This window comes from Cohnella sp. GbtcB17 (genome assembly GCF_019091135.1).
GTDB lineage: Bacteria > Bacillota > Bacilli > Paenibacillales > Paenibacillaceae > Cohnella.
Window position 1 is genome coordinate 1 of record NZ_JAGXJW010000029.1, and the last position, 21564, is coordinate 21564.

General features: G+C 62.9%; 17 protein-coding genes. All 17 read left to right on the top strand.

Annotated features, from left to right (window positions below; all coding sequences use genetic code 11):
* On the top strand, positions 1 to 261 hold a 261-nt coding region (locus tag KVT38_RS16855; protein ID WP_217594902.1), incomplete at its 5' end, for a sugar transferase.
* Positions 262 to 309: 48 nt separating this feature from the next.
* On the top strand, positions 310 to 1674 hold the full coding sequence (locus KVT38_RS16860; RefSeq protein WP_217594903.1) for a UDP-glucose dehydrogenase family protein: 1365 nt from the start codon (positions 310 to 312) through the stop codon (positions 1672 to 1674).
* A 12-nt stretch (positions 1675 to 1686) separates the two neighbouring features.
* Positions 1687 to 2787 (top strand): glycosyltransferase family 4 protein, encoded by a 1101-nt coding sequence (locus KVT38_RS16865; RefSeq protein ID WP_217594904.1) that lies wholly within the window; start codon positions 1687 to 1689, stop codon positions 2785 to 2787.
* The gene (locus KVT38_RS16870) at positions 2784 to 4190 is read left to right on the top strand and encodes an O-antigen ligase family protein (RefSeq protein WP_217594905.1); all 1407 of its coding nucleotides are present in this window, start codon (positions 2784 to 2786) and stop codon (positions 4188 to 4190) included. Before KVT38_RS16865 ends, KVT38_RS16870 begins: the two co-directional genes overlap by 4 nt.
* Before the next feature lie 3 nt (positions 4191 to 4193).
* A complete protein-coding gene (locus KVT38_RS16875) occupies positions 4194 to 5519 on the top strand; it encodes a lipopolysaccharide biosynthesis protein (protein ID WP_217594906.1) in 1326 nt (441 codons plus the stop codon).
* 18 nt (positions 5520 to 5537) lie between these two features.
* Entirely contained in the window at positions 5538 to 6482 is a 945-nt protein-coding gene (locus KVT38_RS16880; protein ID WP_217594907.1) for a glycosyltransferase family 2 protein, read from the top strand.
* Positions 6479 to 7627, top strand: a complete 1149-nt coding sequence (locus KVT38_RS16885) for a glycosyltransferase family 4 protein (RefSeq protein WP_217594908.1) — start codon at positions 6479 to 6481, stop codon at positions 7625 to 7627. Before KVT38_RS16880 ends, KVT38_RS16885 begins: the two co-directional genes overlap by 4 nt.
* A gap of 56 nt (positions 7628 to 7683) precedes the next feature.
* Positions 7684 to 8868: a glycosyltransferase family 4 protein gene (locus KVT38_RS16890; RefSeq protein ID WP_217594909.1), complete on the top strand. Its 1185-nt coding sequence runs from the start codon at positions 7684 to 7686 to the stop codon at positions 8866 to 8868.
* The gene (locus KVT38_RS16895) at positions 8865 to 11219 is read left to right on the top strand and encodes a glycosyltransferase family 4 protein (RefSeq protein WP_217594910.1); all 2355 of its coding nucleotides are present in this window, start codon (positions 8865 to 8867) and stop codon (positions 11217 to 11219) included. Before KVT38_RS16890 ends, KVT38_RS16895 begins: the two co-directional genes overlap by 4 nt.
* Complete coding sequence (locus KVT38_RS16900) at positions 11216 to 12601, top strand: sugar phosphate nucleotidyltransferase (protein WP_217594911.1); 1386 nt, start codon at positions 11216 to 11218, stop codon at positions 12599 to 12601. The genes KVT38_RS16895 and KVT38_RS16900 overlap by 4 nt, the downstream gene beginning before the upstream one ends.
* 203 nt (positions 12602 to 12804) lie before the next feature.
* Positions 12805 to 13338, top strand: a complete 534-nt coding sequence (locus tag KVT38_RS16905; protein WP_217594912.1) for a VanZ family protein — start codon at positions 12805 to 12807, stop codon at positions 13336 to 13338.
* Positions 13338 to 13817 (top strand): PilZ domain-containing protein, encoded by a 480-nt coding sequence (locus tag KVT38_RS16910; RefSeq protein ID WP_217594913.1) that lies wholly within the window; start codon positions 13338 to 13340, stop codon positions 13815 to 13817. Before KVT38_RS16905 ends, KVT38_RS16910 begins: the two co-directional genes overlap by 1 nt.
* A 180-nt stretch (positions 13818 to 13997) precedes the next feature.
* On the top strand, positions 13998 to 14225 hold the full coding sequence (locus KVT38_RS16915) for a hypothetical protein (protein ID WP_217594914.1): 228 nt from the start codon (positions 13998 to 14000) through the stop codon (positions 14223 to 14225).
* Between the two features lie 100 nt (positions 14226 to 14325).
* Positions 14326 to 14943 (top strand): AAA family ATPase, encoded by a 618-nt coding sequence (locus tag KVT38_RS16920; RefSeq protein ID WP_217594915.1) that lies wholly within the window; start codon positions 14326 to 14328, stop codon positions 14941 to 14943.
* A 225-nt stretch (positions 14944 to 15168) separates the two neighbouring features.
* On the top strand, positions 15169 to 16092 hold the full coding sequence (locus tag KVT38_RS16925) for an ABC transporter ATP-binding protein (protein WP_217594916.1): 924 nt from the start codon (positions 15169 to 15171) through the stop codon (positions 16090 to 16092).
* The gene (locus tag KVT38_RS16930; RefSeq protein WP_368859114.1) at positions 16076 to 16891 is read left to right on the top strand and encodes an ABC transporter permease; all 816 of its coding nucleotides are present in this window, start codon (positions 16076 to 16078) and stop codon (positions 16889 to 16891) included. The genes KVT38_RS16925 and KVT38_RS16930 overlap by 17 nt, the downstream gene beginning before the upstream one ends.
* 164 nt (positions 16892 to 17055) lie before the next feature.
* On the top strand, positions 17056 to 21111 hold the full coding sequence (locus KVT38_RS16935) for a choice-of-anchor I family protein (RefSeq protein WP_217594917.1): 4056 nt from the start codon (positions 17056 to 17058) through the stop codon (positions 21109 to 21111).
* The last annotated feature ends 453 nt before the right edge of the window (positions 21112 to 21564 follow it).

A 21564-nucleotide genomic window follows, 5' to 3' on the forward strand; every position in this document is an offset into this window, starting at 1 on the left:
CTGCGCGGAGAGATGAGCCTGGTCGGGCCGAGGCCCTGCCTGCCGCGCGAAGCGGAAAATTACAGTCCGATCGACAAGCTGCGGCTCGTGGTCACGCCGGGATGCACGGGGTTGTGGCAGGTAAGCGGCAGAAACGCACTGAGCTTCGAGCAGATGCTGGAGCTCGATCTGCACTATATCCGGCATCGCAGCTTCGGCATGGACGTGTCGCTCATGCTGCGGACGGTCAAGGTGATGGTGCTGCCTAACGATGCCTATTGAGTCCCGTCCGCCGATCCGGCTTTGCAATTGAAAGGAGAACGAATTCGTATGAAGGTAGCGATACTCGGAACGGGGTACGTCGGTTTGACGACCGGAGCCTGCCTCGCGTATATCGGCCATCGGGTCGTCTGCGCGGACGTGGACGAGAAAAAGATCCAGGGCATCCGCGAAGGACGATTGCCCTTTCATGAGGAGCATTTGCAGCGCTTGATCCGCGACGCGCAGGACCGGATCTCTTTCACTTGCGACAGCGAAGCCGCGGTTCGCGAAGCGGACGTCGTCATTCTGGCCGTGGGGACGCCGCCGCGCGCGGACGGATCGCCCGAGCTTGCGCATCTGGAATCCGCGGTCGAAGCCATCCTCGACGGCTTGGCGTTCAAGCCGGACGTCACGCTGATCGTGAACAAGAGCACGGCGCCCGTCGGCACCTGCGATCGCATCGCCGCTCGCGCGGCCGACAGGGGGATGGCGGACAAGGTCGTCGTGGCCTCGAACCCTGAATTTCTAAGGCAGGGCAGGGCCGTCCACGATACGTTATACCCGGAAAGAATCGTCGTCGGCGGAAGCGACGCCGCAGTCGAAGCGCTGCGACGGATGTACGCCCCGCTCGAAGGGCAAAGCTTCGATGCGCCCGCTTACCTGCCGCGGCCGGACGATCGAACCGGCTCTGCCTTCATCTCCGTCGACGTCCGAAGCGCCGAGATCGGCAAGTACGCGGCGAACGCCTACTTGGCGATGAAAATCAGCTTTATCAACGAGATGGCCAATCTAAGCGACCGCATCGGCGCCGATATCCAGCAAATTGCCGCCATCGTCGGCAGCGATTCGCGCATCGGCCCCGCCTTTCTTCAAGCCGGGATCGGTTACGGCGGCAGCTGTTTTCCGAAGGACACGCGGGCGCTTCGATTTATTGCCGGCGAGAGCGGCTACGATTTTAAGCTGCTGTCGGCCGTCATCGAGGTGAACCGGCTGCAGCGAACGGTCGTGATCGACAAGCTGAAGCGGGAATATCCCGACCTTGGCGGGAAAACGATCGCGGTGCTGGGATTGTCGTTCAAGCCGGGAACGGACGACCTGCGGGAGACGCCGAGCCTGGGCATCGTCGAAGCGCTGCTTCATGAAGGCGCGTCCGTGCGCGTTCACGATCCGGTCGCTTTGCCCGCTGCGCTCCGGGTTCTGTCGCCGACGGTGTATGCCGCTGCCAGCGCGGAGGAAGCGATCGCGGGAGCGGACGCCGCGATCCTGGTGACCGAGTGGTCCGAGTACACGTCGCTTGACGGCGCGTCGACAGCCGCGAAAATGAGACGCCCGCTATTCATCGACGGCCGCAACGCGATGCCGGCGTCGTTCATACGGGAAGTGGAATACATAGGCATCGGCGCAGGGACGAGAATGCCGGCCCTGATCTCCTAAAGGATGATGATCATGAACGCAAAAAAAAGCTTGAAGTTGGCGGTCGTCGCCTTCGAGCTGCCTGCCCTGACGGAGCGGACGGGCGGCGTGAGCCATTTCAACCACCGGCTGTGCAACATGCTGGCGGAGCGGGGCCACGACGTGACCGCCCTGACCGTCAGAGAGCCGCTGCCGGACGCCCGCTACCGCGTCGTGCAGGTTCCCGGCGCCAGCGCGGGCAAGGGGAGATTGCACAGATACTACCAGGCTCCCTGGCGTGCGAGAGCGATCGACTTCAGCGCGTTCGATCTCGTGCTGTCGAGCGGAGACGACTGGGCGATGAAGCATGCCGGCACCCCGTGGTATCGCATCATGCACGGCAGCGCGAGGCGAGAGCTGAAGTTCAACAAGCGATGGCTGAGAAAGGTGAATCTGGCCGCGCTCTATGGGCTCGAGCTTGTCGCGGCGGCGCGTTCGGACGCGACGCTCTTCAACTCGGCGGATTCCCGCAAGCTCTACTTCCATCGGAAAAAGGATCGCATCGTTCATTTGCCGGTGGATACGCGGGTTTTTTACCCGGGCGAGAAGGCCGAACGGCCGACGCTGCTGTTCGTGGGGGCGCTCGATAGCCGCAAGCGGGGCAGATGGCTGCTGGATCTTTTCGTATCCAGAATCAAGCCTGCGCTGCCGGACGCGCGGCTGTGGATGGTATGCGATCCGGGCCAGCCGGCGGAGGGCGTCGAATACGTTCAGATGCCGTCGCAGGAGCAGCTGGCCGTCCTCTACAGGCAATCCCATGTCTTCTGCATGCCCTCGACCTACGAGGGATTCGGCATTCCGTATTTGGAAGCGATGGCCAGCGGCACGCATGTCGTCACGACGTCCAATCCGGGCGCGGAAGAGGTGCTGGAGGGCGGACGCTACGGCCGGATCGTCAAGGATGAAGAGCTGGCTGACGCGTTGATCCAGGCTTTGAAGAGCGGCGCCGCGCAATCGGGAGAGCTGGACCGTTGGACGATTCCCGCCCTGGAGTGGGCGAAGCGGCACGATTGGGAGCACCTGCTGGACGAGTTCGTCGGACTGGCCGGCGACAAGCGGGATGCGAAGCGCTCGCTTCACGAGGCGAGGCTATGATGGATATTCCGAAGCTCGCGCTGTCTTATTTCCCGGCATGGCTGCGCATCCTGGTCTTAACGGCGCTTGGCGTCCTGATCTCGATCGGGCTGGGCAAGTTCGCCATTTCCCACGGAGAAATGCTGGTGCAGGCCACCATCATGTTCGCCGTGCTTCTCCCCGGATTTATTCTGGCTTCCGGCGATTCTCCTAGATTGATTCCGTATATTATGCTGGTCTGGGTCGTGTCGCCGGAGATTCGCAGGCTGTACGACTGGATGAACGGACAGTATTCGACCCTGTCCATCCTCACCTTGACGCCGCTGCTTGCGACGGGGCTGCTCGTATTCGCGATTTTCAGGGAAAAGGTCGTGCTGGCCAAACCGGCGGCGCGAATTTTCAAGGCGTATTTGGCGCCCTATATTTATGCCGCGGGCGTCGGCATATTGCTCAATAAAATGGCGGGCATTTACGGCGTAGGCAACTACGTACTGCCGCTCGCGATTTTGCTGTACCTGCTGGCCAAGCCTCCGTCTGAGGAGCGCAAGACCGGGTGGATCCGGTCGTACGTAGCGATGGCCGTACTGCTCTCCGCCTATGCCTGGATTCAGTATCTCGTCCTGCCTCCTTGGGACCGATTCTGGATGGAAGGCGCCAGCATGGCCTCTCTGGGCATCCCCGAACCGCTTAGCTTCCGTCCGTTCTCGACTTTGAATGCTACGGCGACGCTGGCCATCTTTCTGGTGTCCGCGCTCGTGCCGGCGATCGTCTCCAAAGCTTATCGCAAGCCGTTCGGCTGGCCGGGCATCGTCTTGATCATATCCGCGCTTTCCGTCACGCTCGTGCGGGGCTCGTGGGTCACGCTGATCGTCTGTCTCGTCGCGTATGTACTGCTGGCCAGCGGGGCGAGCCGGTTTCGCATGCTGGCGGCGATCGTCTTTTTGTCGGGCGCGGCTTACTTTGTGTTTCCCTATCTGCCGGGCGGCGCGAGTATGGCGGACCGGGTCTCCACGTTCGGAAGCCTGGACGAGGATACTTCGGCGAACGCGCGGATCGGAATCGTGCTCCATACGCTGCCGCAGCTGGCCGTCCATCCATTCGGCACGGGCTTCGGGGGCATCGGGAGAAGCGCGATGCTGGACGGCGGTTCGACGTTCAGCGGCCTCGGCTCGGTGGACAACGGCTACCTGGGCATTTTTGCGACATTCGGCCTTATCGGAGGCGTTTTGTTTTTCAGAGCCTTGTACAGGCACTGGAAGCTGATCGCCGGCGGCATCCGTACGAACGGTACGCGGGTGCTCGGTCTTCTGATGATCGTCAACCTTCTGGCGTCATTTTTGTTCGGGGGAGAGATCAACGGCATCGGCGCGGTTATTTTCTGGCTTTTTACGGGCATGGCATTGCCGGCGAGAGAGGAAACGTAAAACATGAAAAAACTGTTTCTGTCCAGCTTCGCGCTGAATATCGGCGTCCTCGTCTTGAACCTGGTGACGGGCATCATGATGGCTCGGTGGCTGGGCTCCTACGGCCGGGGCGAATTCGCCGCCGCGACGCGATGGGCAAGCTTGCTTACCGGTCTGTCTGCATTGGGGCTGCCGGGCGCGATCATCTACTTGGGCAAAAAGCATGCCGACAAGCAAAGAGAGCTGTTCGGCTCTTATTTGATTCTGGGCCTATCGTTCGGACTGGTCGGGCTTATCGTCGGGGAATCGATCCTGCCGCTGCTCATGAACGGCGAGAACGAGGGACTGAACTACGCCAGAATCGCCATGCTGAGCGTTCCGTTTGCGGTGCTGGCGGACGGACTGATCGGCACATTGCAGAGCTTGAACCAATTCAAGCGCGTCATGGCGCTTCGCGCGCTCAGTCCGATCGGATCGCTGCTCGTCATCGTGGCGCTGGAGGCGACGGGGAATTTGAATCCGCGAAACCTCGTTATCGGCTTCATCGTCCTTTGGAGCTTTTTGCTTATGGCGCTGGCGACGTTCTGGGCGATCAAGAGCCTGAAGCCGACGCTTCGCTCGTTCGCGGCCAGCGGCAAGGAATTGCTGGGCAGCGGCGTCAAAATCTACGGCGGCTCTCTCGTCAACATCTTCGGGGGCAATTTCGACCAGTTGATTTTGTCGCTGGCTTTGTCTCCCTACGCGCTGGGCTTGTATACGGTAGCGAGCAGCATCGGAGGCATCCTTCCTTCCGTATTGTTCGGCGCTTTAAACGTATTTCTGCTGCCCAAGCTCATGGACATGGACAAAGAACAGCGGCAGCGCAAAGTGGAGCGGATGCATGCCCTCATGCTGTACGGTACGGCCGTTTTCGCGGTTGCTGTATCCGCGCTGCTCCCCTTTGCCTTGCCGTTGCTTTACGGCCAGGAATACAAGCCTGCGATCGGCATGGCGGCGCTTCTGCTCTGCGTGGCGCCGATCCGGATTTGCTGCCAGATGATGATGTATTACCTGCACACGGTCGGCAGGTTCAATACGGTCAGCATCTCCGAAGCGGCGAGCGTCGGGGGAGGCTTGCTCGGCTTGCTCGTCCTGATGCCCGTCGCCGGCGCGACAGCCGCCGCTTGGGGCATCGTGATCGCCTCGCTCCTGAAGTGGGGCGTCTACGTCGCCGTACTCCGGCGGGAAGGCGTGCGAATCCGCGGGTTGTTTTTGGTGCACAAGAGCGATATCAGACGTTTGCCCGAATTGTTGAACCGCTATCGGTCCGCCTACGCCCGCAGAAAAAGCGCGCTGGCGGCCAAACAATAAAAGGAAGGAGAGGTTCGCATGGTAACCGTATCGATCGTGATCCCGACCTATCGGCGCATTGCGGATTTGGTCAAATGCCTGGAAGGGATCGACAGCCAGACGCGCCAGCCCAAAGAGGTCGTCGTCGTTTGCAGGGACACGGATGAAATCTCGCTCGCGACGGTAGGCGACTGGCTGTCGACGGCTGCCCCTTACCGCAAAAAGAGAGCGATCGTAAGCGAGCCGGGCATGCTCGCGGCGATGAAGGCCGGAGCCGCCGAGGCGACGGGCGATGTGATCGCGTTTACCGACGACGACGCGATCCCCCGGCCGGCATGGATTGAGCGCATGGCCGCGGCATACGAGGACGAGCGCGTCGGCGGCGTCGGCGGCCGCGATATCCAGCAAGGGCAGGCGCAGGCCGCTCCCGGCACGGTTGTCGGCATCGTAACCTGGTACGGCAAGCTGCACGGCAATCACCATATCGGCGCCGGCGGACCGAGGAAGGTCGATGTGCTCAAAGGTGTCAACATGTCGTTCCGCCGCAGCTTGCTTCGGTTCCCGGAGCGTCTGCAGGGAAGCGGCGCGCAGGTTCATATCGAGGTGCATATTTGCCTTCATGTGCGCAAGCAGGGCTATTTTCTGATCTACGATCCGAACATCGAGGTCGATCATTTCCCCGCCGTGCGCTTCGACGCGGATCAGCGCGGCAAAATCGTTCCCGAAGCCGTCCGCAACGCCGCCTATAACCTTCATGTCGGCATACTCAGGCAGGGGGGCGGTCCGATTCGGACGCCGGCGCGCATCTTGTACGCCACCCTGGTCGGCGACCGCAGGGCGCCCGGCTTGTTCCGCACGGGATACGGACTCGTTCGGGGAGAGCGCGAAGTGCTCCGGGCGTTCTGGCCGGCGCAAGCGGGCACCTGGCAAGGGCTGCTGCAATTGTTCAAGACGTCAAAAACGCGGAGATTGGACAGAGCATGAGAATCCTTCAGCTGATCGACAAGTTTCCCGGGCTCGGGGGAACGGAAAGATTCGTGCACGATTTGTCGGCCCGGCTCGACCGCGAAGGTCACCAGGTCTTGATCGCGGCGCCGCTCATCGAGGAGGCCGGGCTGCGCTGGGACGACTATATCGCCGACGCCAGGCCGCTCGGAGACGGGGAAGCGTCGTGGATCGGACTTGCTGCCGAGTTTCAGCCGGATATCGTGCTGTGGCACGGCGGCAACCGGACGCTGCAGGCGGCCGAGCGATTGTCCGCCGATTATCCGCTCGCGACGATGTTCCACGCGCCTTTATGCCCGGCAGGCACCCGGTTGTTCAGAGATACGGACGAAATCTGCTGCAAGCCGTTCGGTGCGGGCTGCATGGTGAACTGGTACGCGAGACGGTGCGGCTCCAACGTCGAGCCGTGGATCATGCTTCGCAAAATGGGCCTGTCCCGCCGGATCGCCCGTACGGCGCGCCGTTCCAAGGTCATCTATGCGGTCAGCGACGCGATGCGGGCCATGCTCGTATACGACGGCATTCCGGCAAGCGCGATCCGGATCGTCGACAATACGCTCGGAAGCGCGCTGCTCCCGATGCCTCCCGTGCACCGGGTTAGGGAACGCAAGACGCTGCAGGTGCTGTACGTCGGCCGGCTTGTGCATTACAAGGGCGTGCAGGATCTCGTCAAGGCCGTCCGCGAGCTCGACGTCCGCGGCTTCGACGTACACGCGACGATCGTTGGCGACGGCTGGTACGAACGAGAGCTGAAGCAGCTGACGGAAAAGCTGGCCGTGAACCATCGCGTCCGGTTCGCGGGCAGAGTGGCCGGCAGCGAAGTCGACGGATGGTACGACCGCGCGGACGTCGTCGTCGTGCCTTCGATCTGGCCCGAGCCCGCGGGGCTCGTCGTGCCGGAGGCGAGGCGGCGCGGCAAGCCCGTCATCGTCTACGATTCGGGCGGACTCGGCGAGTGGCGGCGGTACATGGACGGGATCGCGGTCGTGCCCCGGGGCGACGTCTCCCGGCTGGCCGATGCGATCGTGCGGACTGGCGAAGGCGGCGCAGCGGACGCCAAGGCGGGGATCGCCAACCGGGCGGACATCGTCGACGAGCTTAAATGGCTGTGCGGAAGCGGCTAAGGCGGCAGAGGCGGTAGAGGCGGTAGAGGCAAAACGAGTTGGAGGGCGGGAACCGAATGAATATTTTAACGACCGGCATGGGCTGGATCGATCATTCGCCAGGCGGATTGAATCGGTACTTCGCGGATTATTCGCATGCGATGCGGGATAGAGGCCACGACCTGCGCGCGTTCGTAACGGCGGGAGGCGACCTTGCGTCGGCCCCTGCTTATATAGCGGAGGTGCTCCGGGAAAAAGGGAGCTTCGGCACCTGGGACCGGATGCGCGCATTCCGCCAGGCGGTGGGCATGCAGAGCCGGCATTGGAAGCCGCAGGTGTACAATCCCCACTTCGCGCTTTATGCCGCGCTGATCGGCAGAGGCCAGCTGCCGCGCGACATTCCGATCGTGACCCATTTCCATGGCCCCTGGGCCAGCGAGTCGAAGGTCGAGGACCGCAGCGGCGCCTCGGCGAAGCACATCAAGTATCGTTTGAAAAAGTCGCTCGAATCGCTTACCTATCAACGCTCCGACAAGTTCGTCGTGCTCAGCGGCTACTTTGCCTCCGTCCTGTCGGAGGAATACGGCATCGGGCGCGACCGGATCCATATCGTCCCGGGGGCGGTCGACACGGAGCGCTTCAAGCCGGCCGTCGATCGCGAAGGTGTGAGGAAAGAACTCGGAATCGCGGAAAACGACCGGGTTCTTTTTTGCGTCAGACGATTGGTCAGGCGGATGGGCGTCGACAGGCTGATCCGCGCGTTTGCTGCGATCGCGCCGGAGCGGCCCGAAGCCGTGCTGGTCATCGCTGGCGACGGCGCCATCCGAGCCGAGCTCCAGGAGCTGGCCGCCGGTCTTGGACTTCGGGACCGCGTCAAATTCGCGGGGCGGGTAAGCAACGAGCAGCTCGTGCGCTGGTACCAGGCTGCCGATGTCGCCGTCGTGCCTACGGTGACGCTGGAAGGCTTCGGGCTCGTCACCGTCGAGGCACTCGCCTGCGGCACCCCGGTGCTCGGCACGCCGAACGGCGGCACGAAGGAAATACTCGGCGGCTTCGACGGCCGCCTGCTGTTCGAGGACGACTCGCCGGAAGCGATGGCGGATTTGCTCGGACGGGTGCTGGCGCGGGAGACGCCGCTGCCGGATCGCGCGGACTGCCGCAAACACGTGTTGGAGCGGTATACGTGGCTGCGCGTCGCGGAACAGGTCGAAGATTTGTTTTTGCAGGCTATTCACGAGCGGGGGAGGAAGGCGGCGCAATGAAGGTCGGCTATTACAACCATACCTCCGACGTCAGCGGCGCGGAGATCAGCTTGCTCACGATGGCAAGCCATCTGCAGGATGCCGAAGCGGTGCTCCTGGGGCCGGCCGGCGAACTGGCCGATCGGGCGTGGGCCAAAGGGATTCCGTACGCCGTCGTGCCCGGCTATCGGGCGCGCCTGACCCGAAATCCGCTGCGGCTGCTCCGCCATGCGTTCGGCATGGCCGCCGAAGGCAGGCGCCTGGCGAAGCTCATCCGGGAGCTGGAGCTCGACATCGTTCACGCCAACTCGATCCGCGCTGGACTGATCGTCTCCTTGTTCGCCAGGCCGAAGAAGCTTCCCGTCGTCTGGCATATCCGGGACCATATGCCGCAGGGCCTGGTCGGGAAGCTGGTGAGAGCCGTGGCCGCGCGCAGCGCGTCTTCCCTCGTCTGCATCTCCGAAGCGGTCAGGCAAGGAACGGGCGAGCTGGCCGGCAGGACGGCGAGAAGCCCGGCTCCGGGCATTGTGCGGAGCGCGCCTCGCGAGCTCGTCACGGTCATCCACAACGGCGTCGCCCTCGAGCACGCCGACGAAGCCGAACGCGAGGCGGATCGCGTTCGCATCCGGCGCGAGCTCGGCGCTTCGCCGGACACGGTCGTCGTGACGATCATCGGCCAGGTCGCGCCGTGGAAACGGCAGGAGGACGCGATCGAAGCGCTCCGGCTGCTGCTCGCGCGCGGGCTGGACGCGCAGCTCTGGATCGTCGGCGAGCCGAAGTTCCGTGAGGAAAACATCGCGTACGCCGAGCGGCTCAAGACGATGGCCGCGGCGGCGGACCTGGCGGGACGCGTCGTATTTACGGGCTTCAGAAGCGATATCAGGGAGATCTGCCGGGCGGCGGATCTCCTTGTCTTATGTTCGGACAACGAGCCGTTCGGCCGCGTGCTGATCGAGGCGATGGGAGAGGGGATACCGGTGGTGGGCACGCGGGCGGGCGGCGTTCCCGAGATCGTGACCGAAGGCGCGAGCGGATTGCTCTACGAGGTCGGCGACGTCGGCGCGCTGGCCGACCGCATCGGGGAGCTGATCGCGCAGCCCGCGCGCAGACTCGCCATGGGCCGGGCGGCTTACGACCGGGCGCGCCGCAAGTTCGGCATCGCGTCGACGGTCGCCAAGGTCGAGGCACTTTATCGCGAGCTGCGGCCCGTCCGGTCCGCCGGGCCGCGGGTGGCGATCGTGCACGACTACCTGAACCAGATGGGGGGCGCGGAGCGCGTCGTCTGCTCGCTGCGGCGCATGTATCCGGACGCGCCGATCTTTACGACGATCGCGGACAGGGAAAGGCTGCCCGAGGAGCTGCGGTCGGCGGATATCCGGACGACGTGGATGCAGCGCATACCGGGCATCAACAAGCGCTTCAAGCTGTTTTTCTGGCTGTATCCGTTCGCAGTGCGCTCGATGAACCTGAGCGGCTTCGATCTGATCATCAGCTCGAGCAGCGCGTACGCCAAAGGGGTGCGCGTGCCCGAAGGCGCCGTCCATGTATGCTACTGCCATACGCCGATGCGGTTCGCCTGGGACTACGACAACTACGTAAAGGATATGGACGTACCCGCGGCGCTGAAAAAGCTGTCGGGCTTCATGGTATCGCCGCTGCGCCGGTGGGATGCGGCGAACACCGCGGGGGTGGACGAACTGATCGCCAACTCGAGCATCGTGCAGGCGCGGATTCGAGACCACTACGGCAGGCAGGCGAGCATTATTCATCCGCCAGTCGACACGGGGCGGTTCGACCGCGCGGACGCGCAACAGCGCGCAGCCGGCGACTATTATCTCGTCGTGTCGCGCCTCGTCTCGTACAAGCGGATCGATCTTGCCGTCGAGGCCTGCTCCCTGCTCGGCGAGCGGCTTGTCGTCGTCGGCGACGGCCCGGATCGCGAGCGGCTGAAGCGGCTGGCCGGTCCGAACGTCTCCTTCCTCGGACGTCTGCCGGACGGCGAAGTCGAGCGTCTCATGCGCGGATGCCGGGCGCTCCTTTTTCCGGGCGTCGAGGACTTCGGGATTACGCCGCTCGAGGTCAACGCTTGCGGACGGCCCGTCATCGCCTACCGGGAGGGCGGCGCGCAGGATACGATCCGGCAGGGCCTGAACGGCCTGTTTTTTGAAAAGCAGACGCGCGAATCGCTCGCCAAAACGCTGCTCGGCTTCCAGTCGTGGACATGGGATTCGACGCGCATCCGCGCGTATGCGGCGGGCTTCGGCGAGGAGCGGTTCGAGCGCGAGATGCGGGCCGCCGTATCCGCGGCGCTGTCCGCCAGCGAGCAGCCGGCGGCAAGTCCGGCGGGACAAAGAAAGGAAGCGGTCGTATGAAGCTGATTTTATTGTCTGGAGGATCGGGCAAGCGGCTGTGGCCGCTGTCCAACGAGACCCGGTCCAAGCAGTTTTTGAAGGTGCTCGAGCGTGACGACGGCACGATGGAATCGATGGTCCAGCGCGTATGGCGCCAGCTCGGCGCGTCGGGACTGGCGAAGGACGCCTATATCGCGACGGGCAGCAACCAGGCGGAGATGATCCGCTCGCAGCTCGGGGATGTGCCGATGGTGCTCGAGCCGCATCGCCGCGATACGTTTCCGGCGATCGCGCTCGCGGCCGTGTACTTGTACGCGATCGAAGGGGTCTCGCTGCAGGAGACGGTCGCCGTGCTGCCGGTCGATCCGTACGTCGAGGATCGCTTTTTCGACCGCGTCGCGGAGCTGGACGGCGTGCTGCAGGAGTCGGGGGCGCCGCTTGCGCTGATGGGCGTGAAGCCGCTGCACCCTTCAGAGAAATACGGCTACATCGTCCCGCAGCCCGCGGACGCGGACGCCGGCTTTGCGGAATCGTCGCCCTGGCGGCTTGTCGGCCGATTCACGGAGAAGCCGTCCGAGGCAGAGGCGAAGCGGCTGATCGCGGAGGGCGCGCTGTGGAATTGCGGCGTATTCGCGTTTCGCCTCGGCATGCTGATCGACCTGCTCATCGAGAAGCAGCTGCCCATTAACTACGAAGAGCTGGTCCGGAGCTATGACAGAATGCCCAAGATCAGCTTCGATTACGAGGTCGTCGAGCAAGCCGATTCGATCGCGGTCTCGGCGTACGACGGTTGCTGGAAGGACCTTGGGACGTGGAACACGCTCACCGAAGAGATCAAGACGGGCGTCATCGGCAACGGGACGAAGTGCGACGCGTCGACGGGATCGCATATCGTCAACGAGCTGGGGCTGCCGATCGTGCTGCTCGGGCTGCCGAACGTGATCGTCTCCGCCAGTCCGGACGGCATATTGGTGGCGGACAAACAAAAAAGTCCGAAGGTGAAGGAAATGGTCGGAAACAGAGACGACGAGCCGATGTTCGAGGAGCGCCTGTGGGGTTCCTACCGGGTGCTCGATTGCAACGTATCCGGGGAAGATGCGCTCACGAAGGTGGGCTTGATCCGGATGCACGCCGGCAAGCAGCTGCCGTACCACGCGCACAGGCTTCGCAGCGAGACGTGGACGATCGCGTCGGGCGAGGGCGAGCTGCTGCTGGACGGCAGCCGGCGCCAAATGCGGGCGGGCGACGTCGCGCACATTCCGGCGGGGGCCAAGCACGGCATGCTCGCCCTGACGGATCTCACGCTGGTCGAGGTTCAGATCGGAGCGGATCTGTCCGCCGAGGATGTCAGAGAGACGGCCTGGGACGGGAAGGACCATGCGTCTGTCGGCGGAGGGGAGTGATATCCGATTGGCAAGAACAAGTTCGTCAAATGGGGCCTGCATTATAAAGGCGGTACGTACTGCGCGGTTTACGGCAAGAAAAAAGCCCACGATATGCTGTATCGTCTGAGCTACTGCGTCAACGGATTGTCCGTCGTTCCGATGAACACCCGACGCAGATCGTCGCCCCCTTTTCGCGACAAAGACGGGGGAGGGCGGGAGGCATGAGCCGCGTCAAGGTCGCGCAGCTAGCGCAGGCGCTGCCGGCCGTCGCTTGCCTGGCACTTATTTTTTGGTTCTCCTCGCAAACGTACGGCGAGCAGACGATCGTCCCGCTGCTGCGGCGTCACATCTCGGAGTTTCGCCTGTCCGGCATGCTGCCCGACATCTCGTTTCGGTACGGGCATTCGCTGCTGTCGGCCAAGCAGGCGCCTTACCAGTTCATCGAGTTTTTATTTCGCAAGGGTGCGCACGTCTTCTGGTACGCCTTGCTGTGCGCCAGCCTGTATATCGCGCTCAGGTCGCTGCCGCGTCTCGCGCCGCGCGCGCTGCTTCGATTGAGTACGGCGGCCGCGCTGCTGGCGACGGCCGCCTGCCTGGACGAGTGGAATCAGGCGCGCGTCGCCGGCAGGACCGGCCAACCGATCGACGTGTTGCTGGACGTCGTCGGCGGGCTGCTGGCGACCGCGATCGTCCTGGCTGTCGCCCGCGCGATCCGGTCGGCCCGCCGCAAATCGATTATGAAGGAGGGTGTATAATGACGCTCGATTCATCCGAACAATCCGGGCCGTTCAACCGTGTATTGACGCTGTCGGATACGAGGCTGGAGCAGCGCCGGCAGATTCGCCTGCGATTGGCCGGGCCGGTCCTGGCTAGCATTCATATCGTCCGGATCGGTCACGTTCGGCCGGTGCTGCCTCCGGCCGCGGTCGAACTCGTCGACCTCAGCCCGGGAGGCTGCTCCTTCCGGACAGGGCTTCGCTTTCCGGTGCGGGAAGACGCGATATACCGAATGGAATGGCAGCTCGAGGGCATGTCGATGAAGATCAAAGGCCAGCTCGTCTGGCATCGCGAAGACGAATACGGATTCCGCTACGGCGTAAGATTCGCGTCCGGCGCCATGGAGACGATCCTGCTCGTTCGGCTCCTCAATGCGCTGATTCTGAAGGCTTGCCCGCATCAAAGCCGCATTCATCGGCTTTACCGCTCGCAACTGGACCAGGTGTTGCGGCGGTAGATTTTCTTTTATCCATTAAAGAAAGCGCTATCATTAATGGGACGGTTATTTTGAAAACGATACATTGGTGCTTGACAAGCTCGGAGTGGGTAAGTAAGATCAAGTAATAAGATACGAAATGTATCAATATGTTACAGAGCGTGTAATGAAATCCTGAGTCAAGAACGGGAGGCGGCTCGCATGATTCTAGGTCAATTCTACTGCGTGGCATGCAACGAGCTGATCGGAATGAAGGAAGCGAGATTGCTTTTTAAGTCGGGCTATTACACGGTCATCTACCCGCTTGGCTGCTGCAGGAGCTGCTGCGCCAGGCATGGTCTTAGCGACACAGGAAGCTCGGCGGAGCTGCTGAGGTTGCAGAAAAGCGACGATTGGCGCACGCCGCTCTCGGACATGATCGCCATCTAGCTGCGAAGACCGACAAGCGCGGCGCACCGGCCGCCCGCTTGACCCTATGCATTCCCGACCCGATAATGATATGAAATGGGACATGCGGGGGATTGGGACAATGACAAATTTGGTGTTCGTGGTGGGCAGTGCAGGAGCGGGCAAGACGACATTGGCCAAGCGGGTTGCAGCTGCGCGGCGTGCAGCCCTGTTCGACATGGACACGCTGCTTCGGCCGGCAGCCGAAGCGCTCATGACCCAGGCGGGGTTCGATCCTGCGGACAGAGATTCGGAGGACTACAAGTCGCTGTGCCGGGATCTCGGCTATCGGATCACGATGGACGCCGCGCTGGAGAACGTGGCGCTCGGAACGGATACCATCGTGATCGGTCCGTTTTCCCGGGAATTGAACGATCCGGGCTGGCTGCGATCCGAGCTTGACCGGACGGGCCTGAGCCTCGAAGCCGTTCGGGTCAAGGTCGTGTCCGTCTACCTCTCGGACGAGTCGCGCTACAAAGCGCGGATCGCCGGCAGAGGCGGCGCGCTGGATCAATGGAAGCTCGAGCACTGGGAGCGGTTCAGCCTGGGCCTCGGCCGCAAAACGGTCGCCTGGCGGCTGCCGTCGAATGCCGTCTTGTACGTCGACAATTCGACGGCAGCTCCCGAATGCGTCGCGGACAGCATCGAACGGTTCATTTACGGCGAATCGTCTGAATCGTCTGTAGAAGGCGTGCATTGACCAAGTACTTCCGCGTTCGTCGGCGTTCGCGGTTTTTCGCTTGTCGAACGTCTCCATTCCGCCGTCTGACCGCACGGCAGTCTCCGGGCCTGATACCCCCTCCTTTAGTCCCCTCCCCTTGCTCCCGCGTTCCTCCGCGCGCGGCGCTTTTTTCTTTTTTGGCCGCGCCTGTCGACATTTGCTATAATGGTGAAGATTTACAAATCTACATACGGAGGAGAAATCATGTCCCAAGCGCCCGTCGTCAGCTTGCAGAACGTATCGAAGCGCATTGGCGGCCGAACGATCATCGATCGTCTCACGCTCGACGTGAATCCCGGCGAAGTGTTCGGATTCCTCGGCCCCAACGGTTCAGGCAAGACGACGACCATCCGCATGATGGTCGGTTTGATCACGATGTCGGGCGGCGATATCACGATCGCCGGCCACAGCGTCAAGACATCCTTTCCCCAAGCGATCGCCCGCGTCGGCGCGATTGTCGAGAACCCGGAGATGTACAAGTACCTGACGGGCTATCAGAACCTGATTCACTTCGGACGCATGAACCCGGGCATCACCAAGGCCCGCATCGACGAGGTCGTCTCGCTGGTCGGCCTCCAGGACCGCATTCATGACAAAGTTAAAAAGTATTCGCTCGGCATGCGCCAGCGGCTCGGCGTCGCGCAGGCGATCCTGCACCGTCCCGCGCTGCTGATCCTGGACGAGCCGACCAACGGTCTCGATCCGGCGGGCATCCGCGAGCTGCGCGACTATCTGCGCAAGCTGTCCAGGGAAGAAGGCACGGCCGTATTCGTATCGAGCCACCTGCTCTCGGAGATGGAGCTCATGTGCGACCGCGTCGCCATCATCCAGAAAGGCGAGCTCATCGATATCCGTTCGCTGCGCGCCGAATCCGCGAGCGCTGCCGCAGGACTGGAGGAAGTGCTGTTCGAGGTCGACCGCCCGAGCGAGGCTGTGACCGTTCTGGAAGGGCGGGGCTCCGCGCGCTTCGCCGAAGGCGGCTTCAGCGTGACGGCCGACCGCGAGACGATCGCCGACATGAACGCCCGGCTGGTCGCGGCGGGGATCCGGGTCTACGGCATCCGCGTCAAGCTCAAGTCGCTCGAGGATCAATTCCTCGAGGTCACCGGGGGTGAGACCATTGGCTAGCTTCTGGAATCTCGTTCAGAACGAGAATATGAAAATATACCGTCGGGTCAGCACCTGGATCATGCTGGGCATTACGGTCATCATTCCGCTGCTGTTCACGGTCGCCTTTGCGCTGCTGGCCGAGGACAACAACGCGAACAACTGGGAAGCGATGATGCTGGAATCCCAGATCCTGTTTCTCCTGATTACGATTTTCTCGGTGGTCAAGTCTTCCGAGACGGTCGCGGGCGAGTTTTCGCGCGGCACGATCAAGCTGCTGCTCATTCGGCCGTGGAGCCGCTCGTCGATTCTGCTGTCCAAGTTCATCGCGATCGTCTTGTTCGCGCTGCTGTTCACGATCGTCGGGTTTGCCGTGACCTGGCTCGCCAACGTCGTCGCCTTCGGTTATACGGCGAATCCGGCCAACCTGATCTCCGACAATTCGCCGCTCGCGGGCAGCTCGCCCTGGGCGTACGCGCTACGGTACTATCTGGACGAATTCATCACGTTGATCGTGGTCGTTACCTTCGGCTTCATGCTGTCCTCGGCGTTCCGCAGCAGTGGCCTCGCGATCGGATTGTCCTTGTTCCTGCTGTTCGCCGGCAGCATGATCACCGGATTGCTGTCGCTGACGGATCAGGCATGGATCAAATACGTGCTGTTCCCTCATCTGGGATTGTCCGTCTACTTGAACGGCGACGTTCCGCTCCCCGATTACCCGACGACCTATGCCTTTTCGCTCGGCGTGCTGGCGGTGTACTTCATTATTTTTAACGTCATTTCGTGGACGGTGTTCACGAAGCGCGACGTATCGGCTTGATCGAACGAACGGTTTCCCGGGCGCGGCTTCCGCTTTTACGGCGGAGGTCGCGTCTTTTGTATTTGCGAGCGCTATTTTACCTCCCGTTAACGTACAGCGCATGACTGCGTTAATACTTCTTCACTACGATGAAGTGTAACGTTACATAGGGAGGGCTCTATTTCATGTTGAAGCATTGGCGAAAACGTACGGCGATGATCGCGGCCGCGGCGATTTTGACGGGCACGATCGGATCGGCGGGAGGCGCTGGGAAGGCGTCGGCCGCGGCGGCTGCGGCCGGCACGCCTTACAACGATGCGGGACAATACGATGTCGCGGTGCCGCATGTCGTGATCAATCAGGTATATGGCGCGGGCTTGGCCGCCGCTTCCGATGCCTGGGCTTCGCACGGCTTTATCGAATTGTACAACCCGACTTCGGCAGCCGTCGACCTGACCGGCTGGTCGCTGCAGTATGCGGACAGAGGCAGCAGTGCCAAGACCGGCCCGACGCAGGGGTGGGAAAAGTTCAATCTTGCCGGAACGATTCCGGCGGGCGGCTACTTTGTCATCGCGGGCAAGGCGACCGGCGCGGCGACGCCAGCAGTCGACCTGATGGGAAGAGTCGATCTGACGTGGGACCGTTTTATTAATAATAAAGGTCTCAAGGTCGCTCTCGTGGACAATCGGACACTGCTGACGGCGGTTAATCCGTTCAACGTCGACGGCGCCCAAGCGAAGTCCGCCGGCTATGTCGATATGGTCGGCACCGGCAGCAACGACAGCGGCAGCGACATCGACGGCTACGAGACGGCTTACCCGACCGGAGACGCCCAGGGCACGTCCAAGAAAAAAGCGATTCGCCGCGTGGGCGGCAAAGACACCGACAACAACCAGTCCGACTTCGTTCAAATCGATTATTCCTCGAGCTCGATCGATCTGGCGGTTGTCGGACCGCACCTGAAGCCGGTGGTCCAACCGCTTGAGCTTCGCACGAGCGCGCTGTCGGCGGCTTACGTCGGATCGCCTTATTCCGCGACGATCGCGGTGTACGGCGGGACCGCGCCCTTTTCGTTTGCTGCCGAAGGACTTCCCGAAGGCCTCAAGCTCGACGCGGTCAAGGGCAAGATCACCGGCATTCCGCTGGCAGCGGGAACATCGACGGTGAAGCTGTCGGTGAAGGACGCGGTTTATCCGGCATCCAAGGAGGTTTCCGCCAGCGTGACGCTGCAGGTCAACGAATCGACGACCGGCGCGATTTTTGAAAATGGCATCGAAGTGACGAAGCTGGGCGGCTTTATCGCGGACAAGCCCAACGACGACGGCGGCGTCGCCGAGATCGTCAAGTACAACAAGGACAACGGCAAGTTCTATCTGGTGGACGGCGCGGGCGACCCGCCTTCGCTGAAGATCGTCGAGCTGGGCGACGGCACGAATCCGAAGCAGACCGGCGAAGTCGAAGTGAAGGAGCTGGCCGAGACGAACGGCTTCGTCTACGGCGACCTGACCAGCGTCGACATCAATTCGGCCGCCAAGCGGATCGCGGTATCCGTGCAGGAAGAAGACGGCATGAAGCCCGGCAAAATTTTGACGCTCGACTATGACGGCAAGCTGCTCGCTTCTTATGTGACCGGCGTTCAGCCGGACATGATCAAGTCGACGAAGGACGGCAGGTATATCCTGACCGCGGATGAAGGCGAGCCGCGCACGGCAGGACACGATCCCGAGGGCAGCATCACGATCGTGGACACGCAGACGGGCGCCGTCAAGCACGTCAAGTTCGACGATCCTTCCGTCATCGCGGACGACGTGCATATCCGCGGCGCGGCGGATCCCGCGACAAAACAAATTACCGGCAGCGGCACGAAGGCGGACGCGGCTTACGACCTTGAGCCGGAGTACATCGCGCTCTCTTCCGACGAAGGCACGGCTTATGTGACTTTGCAGGAAAACAATGCGGTTGCCGCGATCGATATCGCTGCGGGCAAGGTGCTGTGGGTGAAGGGCCTTGGACTGAAGGATCTGAACGACCCGGCCAACCGGTTGGACCTGGTCAAAGACGGCGCCATTCAACTGGAAAACGTGCCGTTCTACGGCGTGTATATGCCGGACGGCATCGCCTCCTTCCAGGCGGGCGGCAAGACGTACCTGGTGACCGGCAACGAAGGCGACGCGACGGAGTGGGAGGATCGCGTCACGGCGAGCACGATCAAGGCGACGAAGGGTAGCCTCGATCCGGACTCCGCGGCAGCGAAATTTTTGAAGGGTACGACAAGATACGACGGCGTCGAAGTCATGAGCGACATGGGCAACGACAGCATTTATTTGTACGGCGGCCGTTCGTTCTCGATCTGGGATGCGTCTACGATGAAGCAGGTATCGGATACGGGCAGCGATTTCGAGCGCATCACGGCGCAGCGCTATCCGAACAACTTCAACGCCAGCAACAGCAGCAGCAAGACGGGCATTGACGAACGCAGCGGCAAAAAGGGACCGGAGCCCGAGGACGTGAAAACGGGAACGGTCGGCACGAGGACGCTCGCCTTCGCCGGACTTGAGCGAATCGGCGGCGTCATGACGTACGACGTGACGAATCCGAGCAAGCCGCAGTTCTTGAACTACACGAACACGCGGAATTTCTCGGCCGGCGCCAATGTCAACACGGACAGCGGGCCAGAAGGACTGGAGTTCATTCCGGCCGCGGACAGTCCGACCGGCTATCCCCTGCTGCTGGTCGCCAAAGAAGTCGGCGGTACGGTGTCGGTGCTGCAGCTGAACGTCTCCAGGATCGCGCTCGACCGTTCAACGCTGTCACTGACCGCGGGCGGCGCCGTCGGCAGCTTGAAGGCGACGGCGGCCGCCGCCGACGGCTCGGCGACGACGGTCGCATGGACCAGCTCGAACCCGACCGTGGCCACGGTCGACGGCCAGGGCCGCGTGACGCCGGTGTCGGCCGGCACCGCCGTGATCTCGGCGGTCACGGCGGACGGTTACGCGAAGGCGGAAGCTATCGCTACGGTGACTTCCGCCGGCGGTCCTTACGTGCCGACGCCTGCGCCGAGCGCGACGCCTACGCCGTCGCCGTCGCCGTCCGGTCAGACCGAGACGTATGGAGGCGTGACGGTTAACCTGAACGGCAATACCGCGGTCGTTAAGCTGTCCGGCGCTTCGGCAGGAGACGGCTCGCAAGCGGTCGCCCTGCTGCCGGCGGAAGCCGTCGCCAAGCTGACGAGCGGCGCGATCAAGACGCTGACCGTCGAGACGGGCGCAGCGACGCTGTCGTTCGACGCGAACGCCATCGCAGCGATCGGCGCGGCGGCGGGCAAAGGCGCGCTGAAGCTAGAGGTTCGCAAGCTGACCGGGACAGACGCGGCTTCGTCTCTGCCGGAGAGCGCGCGCAGCGGCGTGCAAGCGGCGGTGGACGACCGGCCGGTCATCGAGCTGAAGCTGTCGGCGGACGGCAAGCCGCTACACGAATTCGGCGACGGCAAGGTCAAGATCGAGCTGCCTTACGTGAAGTCGGCTAATGAAAATGCCTCCGGCATCGTCGTCCGCTACATCGCAGACGACGGACGGATCAAGACGCTGCCAGGCGGTGTCTACGATGCCGCATCGGGAACGCTCCGCTTCTCCGTCTCGCACTTCTCGATGTACGGCGTCGGCTACGAAAACCGTTCGTTCGCCGACACCGCCGGCAGCTTCGCGGTGAACGACATCGCGTACCTGGCCGCGCGCGGCATTCTCGAAGGCGTCGGACAGAACGTCTTCGCGCCGAAGCACAGCGTGACACGTGCCGACTTGACGCTTATGCTCGCCAGGATCGCGGACGCGGATCTCGCTGCCTATCAAGGCAAGGCATCCGGCTTCGACGATGTGAAAAACGGCGATTACTTCGCCGGCGCCGTCGCATGGGCCGTGGACAACGGCATCGTGACCGGCACGGGCGCAGGCCGCTTCGACCCGCGCGCCGCGCTGACCCGGGCGGACCTGGCGGTCATGCTCGTGAAGTTCGCCGCCGCTGAGGGGATCGCGCTGCCGGCCGCGCAGGCACCTGCGATGTTCGCGGACGCCGCCGCGATCCCGGCCTATGCTTCGCAGGCCGTCGAGGCCGTGCAGCGCGCCGGCATCGTCTCCGGCCGTCCGGCCGCAGGCGGCGCAGGCTTCGCCTTCGCGCCGAAGTCCACGGCTACGCGCGAAGAGCTGGCGAAGATGCTGGCCGCCTTCGCGAAGCTGTCGCTTTAAGCGCTGGACTCTCAACCAGTGGGATCGCCTCTTCTGGGAGAGGCGATGGCCCTGCGGCCCGCCCGCCGGATCGCCTCTTCTTCGAGAGGCGATGGCCCCCGCGGAGCCGCGCGCCAGCCGTATCGCCTCTTGTACGAGAGGCGATGGCCCTGCGGAGCTGCGCACCGTCTGGATCGCCTCTTCTACGAGAGGCGATGGCCCCGCGGGGCGGCCCCCCCGCCGTATCGCCTCTTCTTCGAGAGGCGATGGCTCTGCCGAGCCACCCGCCCGCCGAATCGCCTCTTCTACGAGAGGCGATGACCCTGCGGGGCGGCCCGCCCGCCGAATCGCCTCTTCTTCGAGAGGCGATGGCTCTGCCGAGCCACCCGCCCGCCGAATCGCCTCTTCTTCGAGAGGCGATGGCTCTGCCGAGCCACCCGCCCGCCGTATCGCCTCTTCTTCGAGAGGCGATGG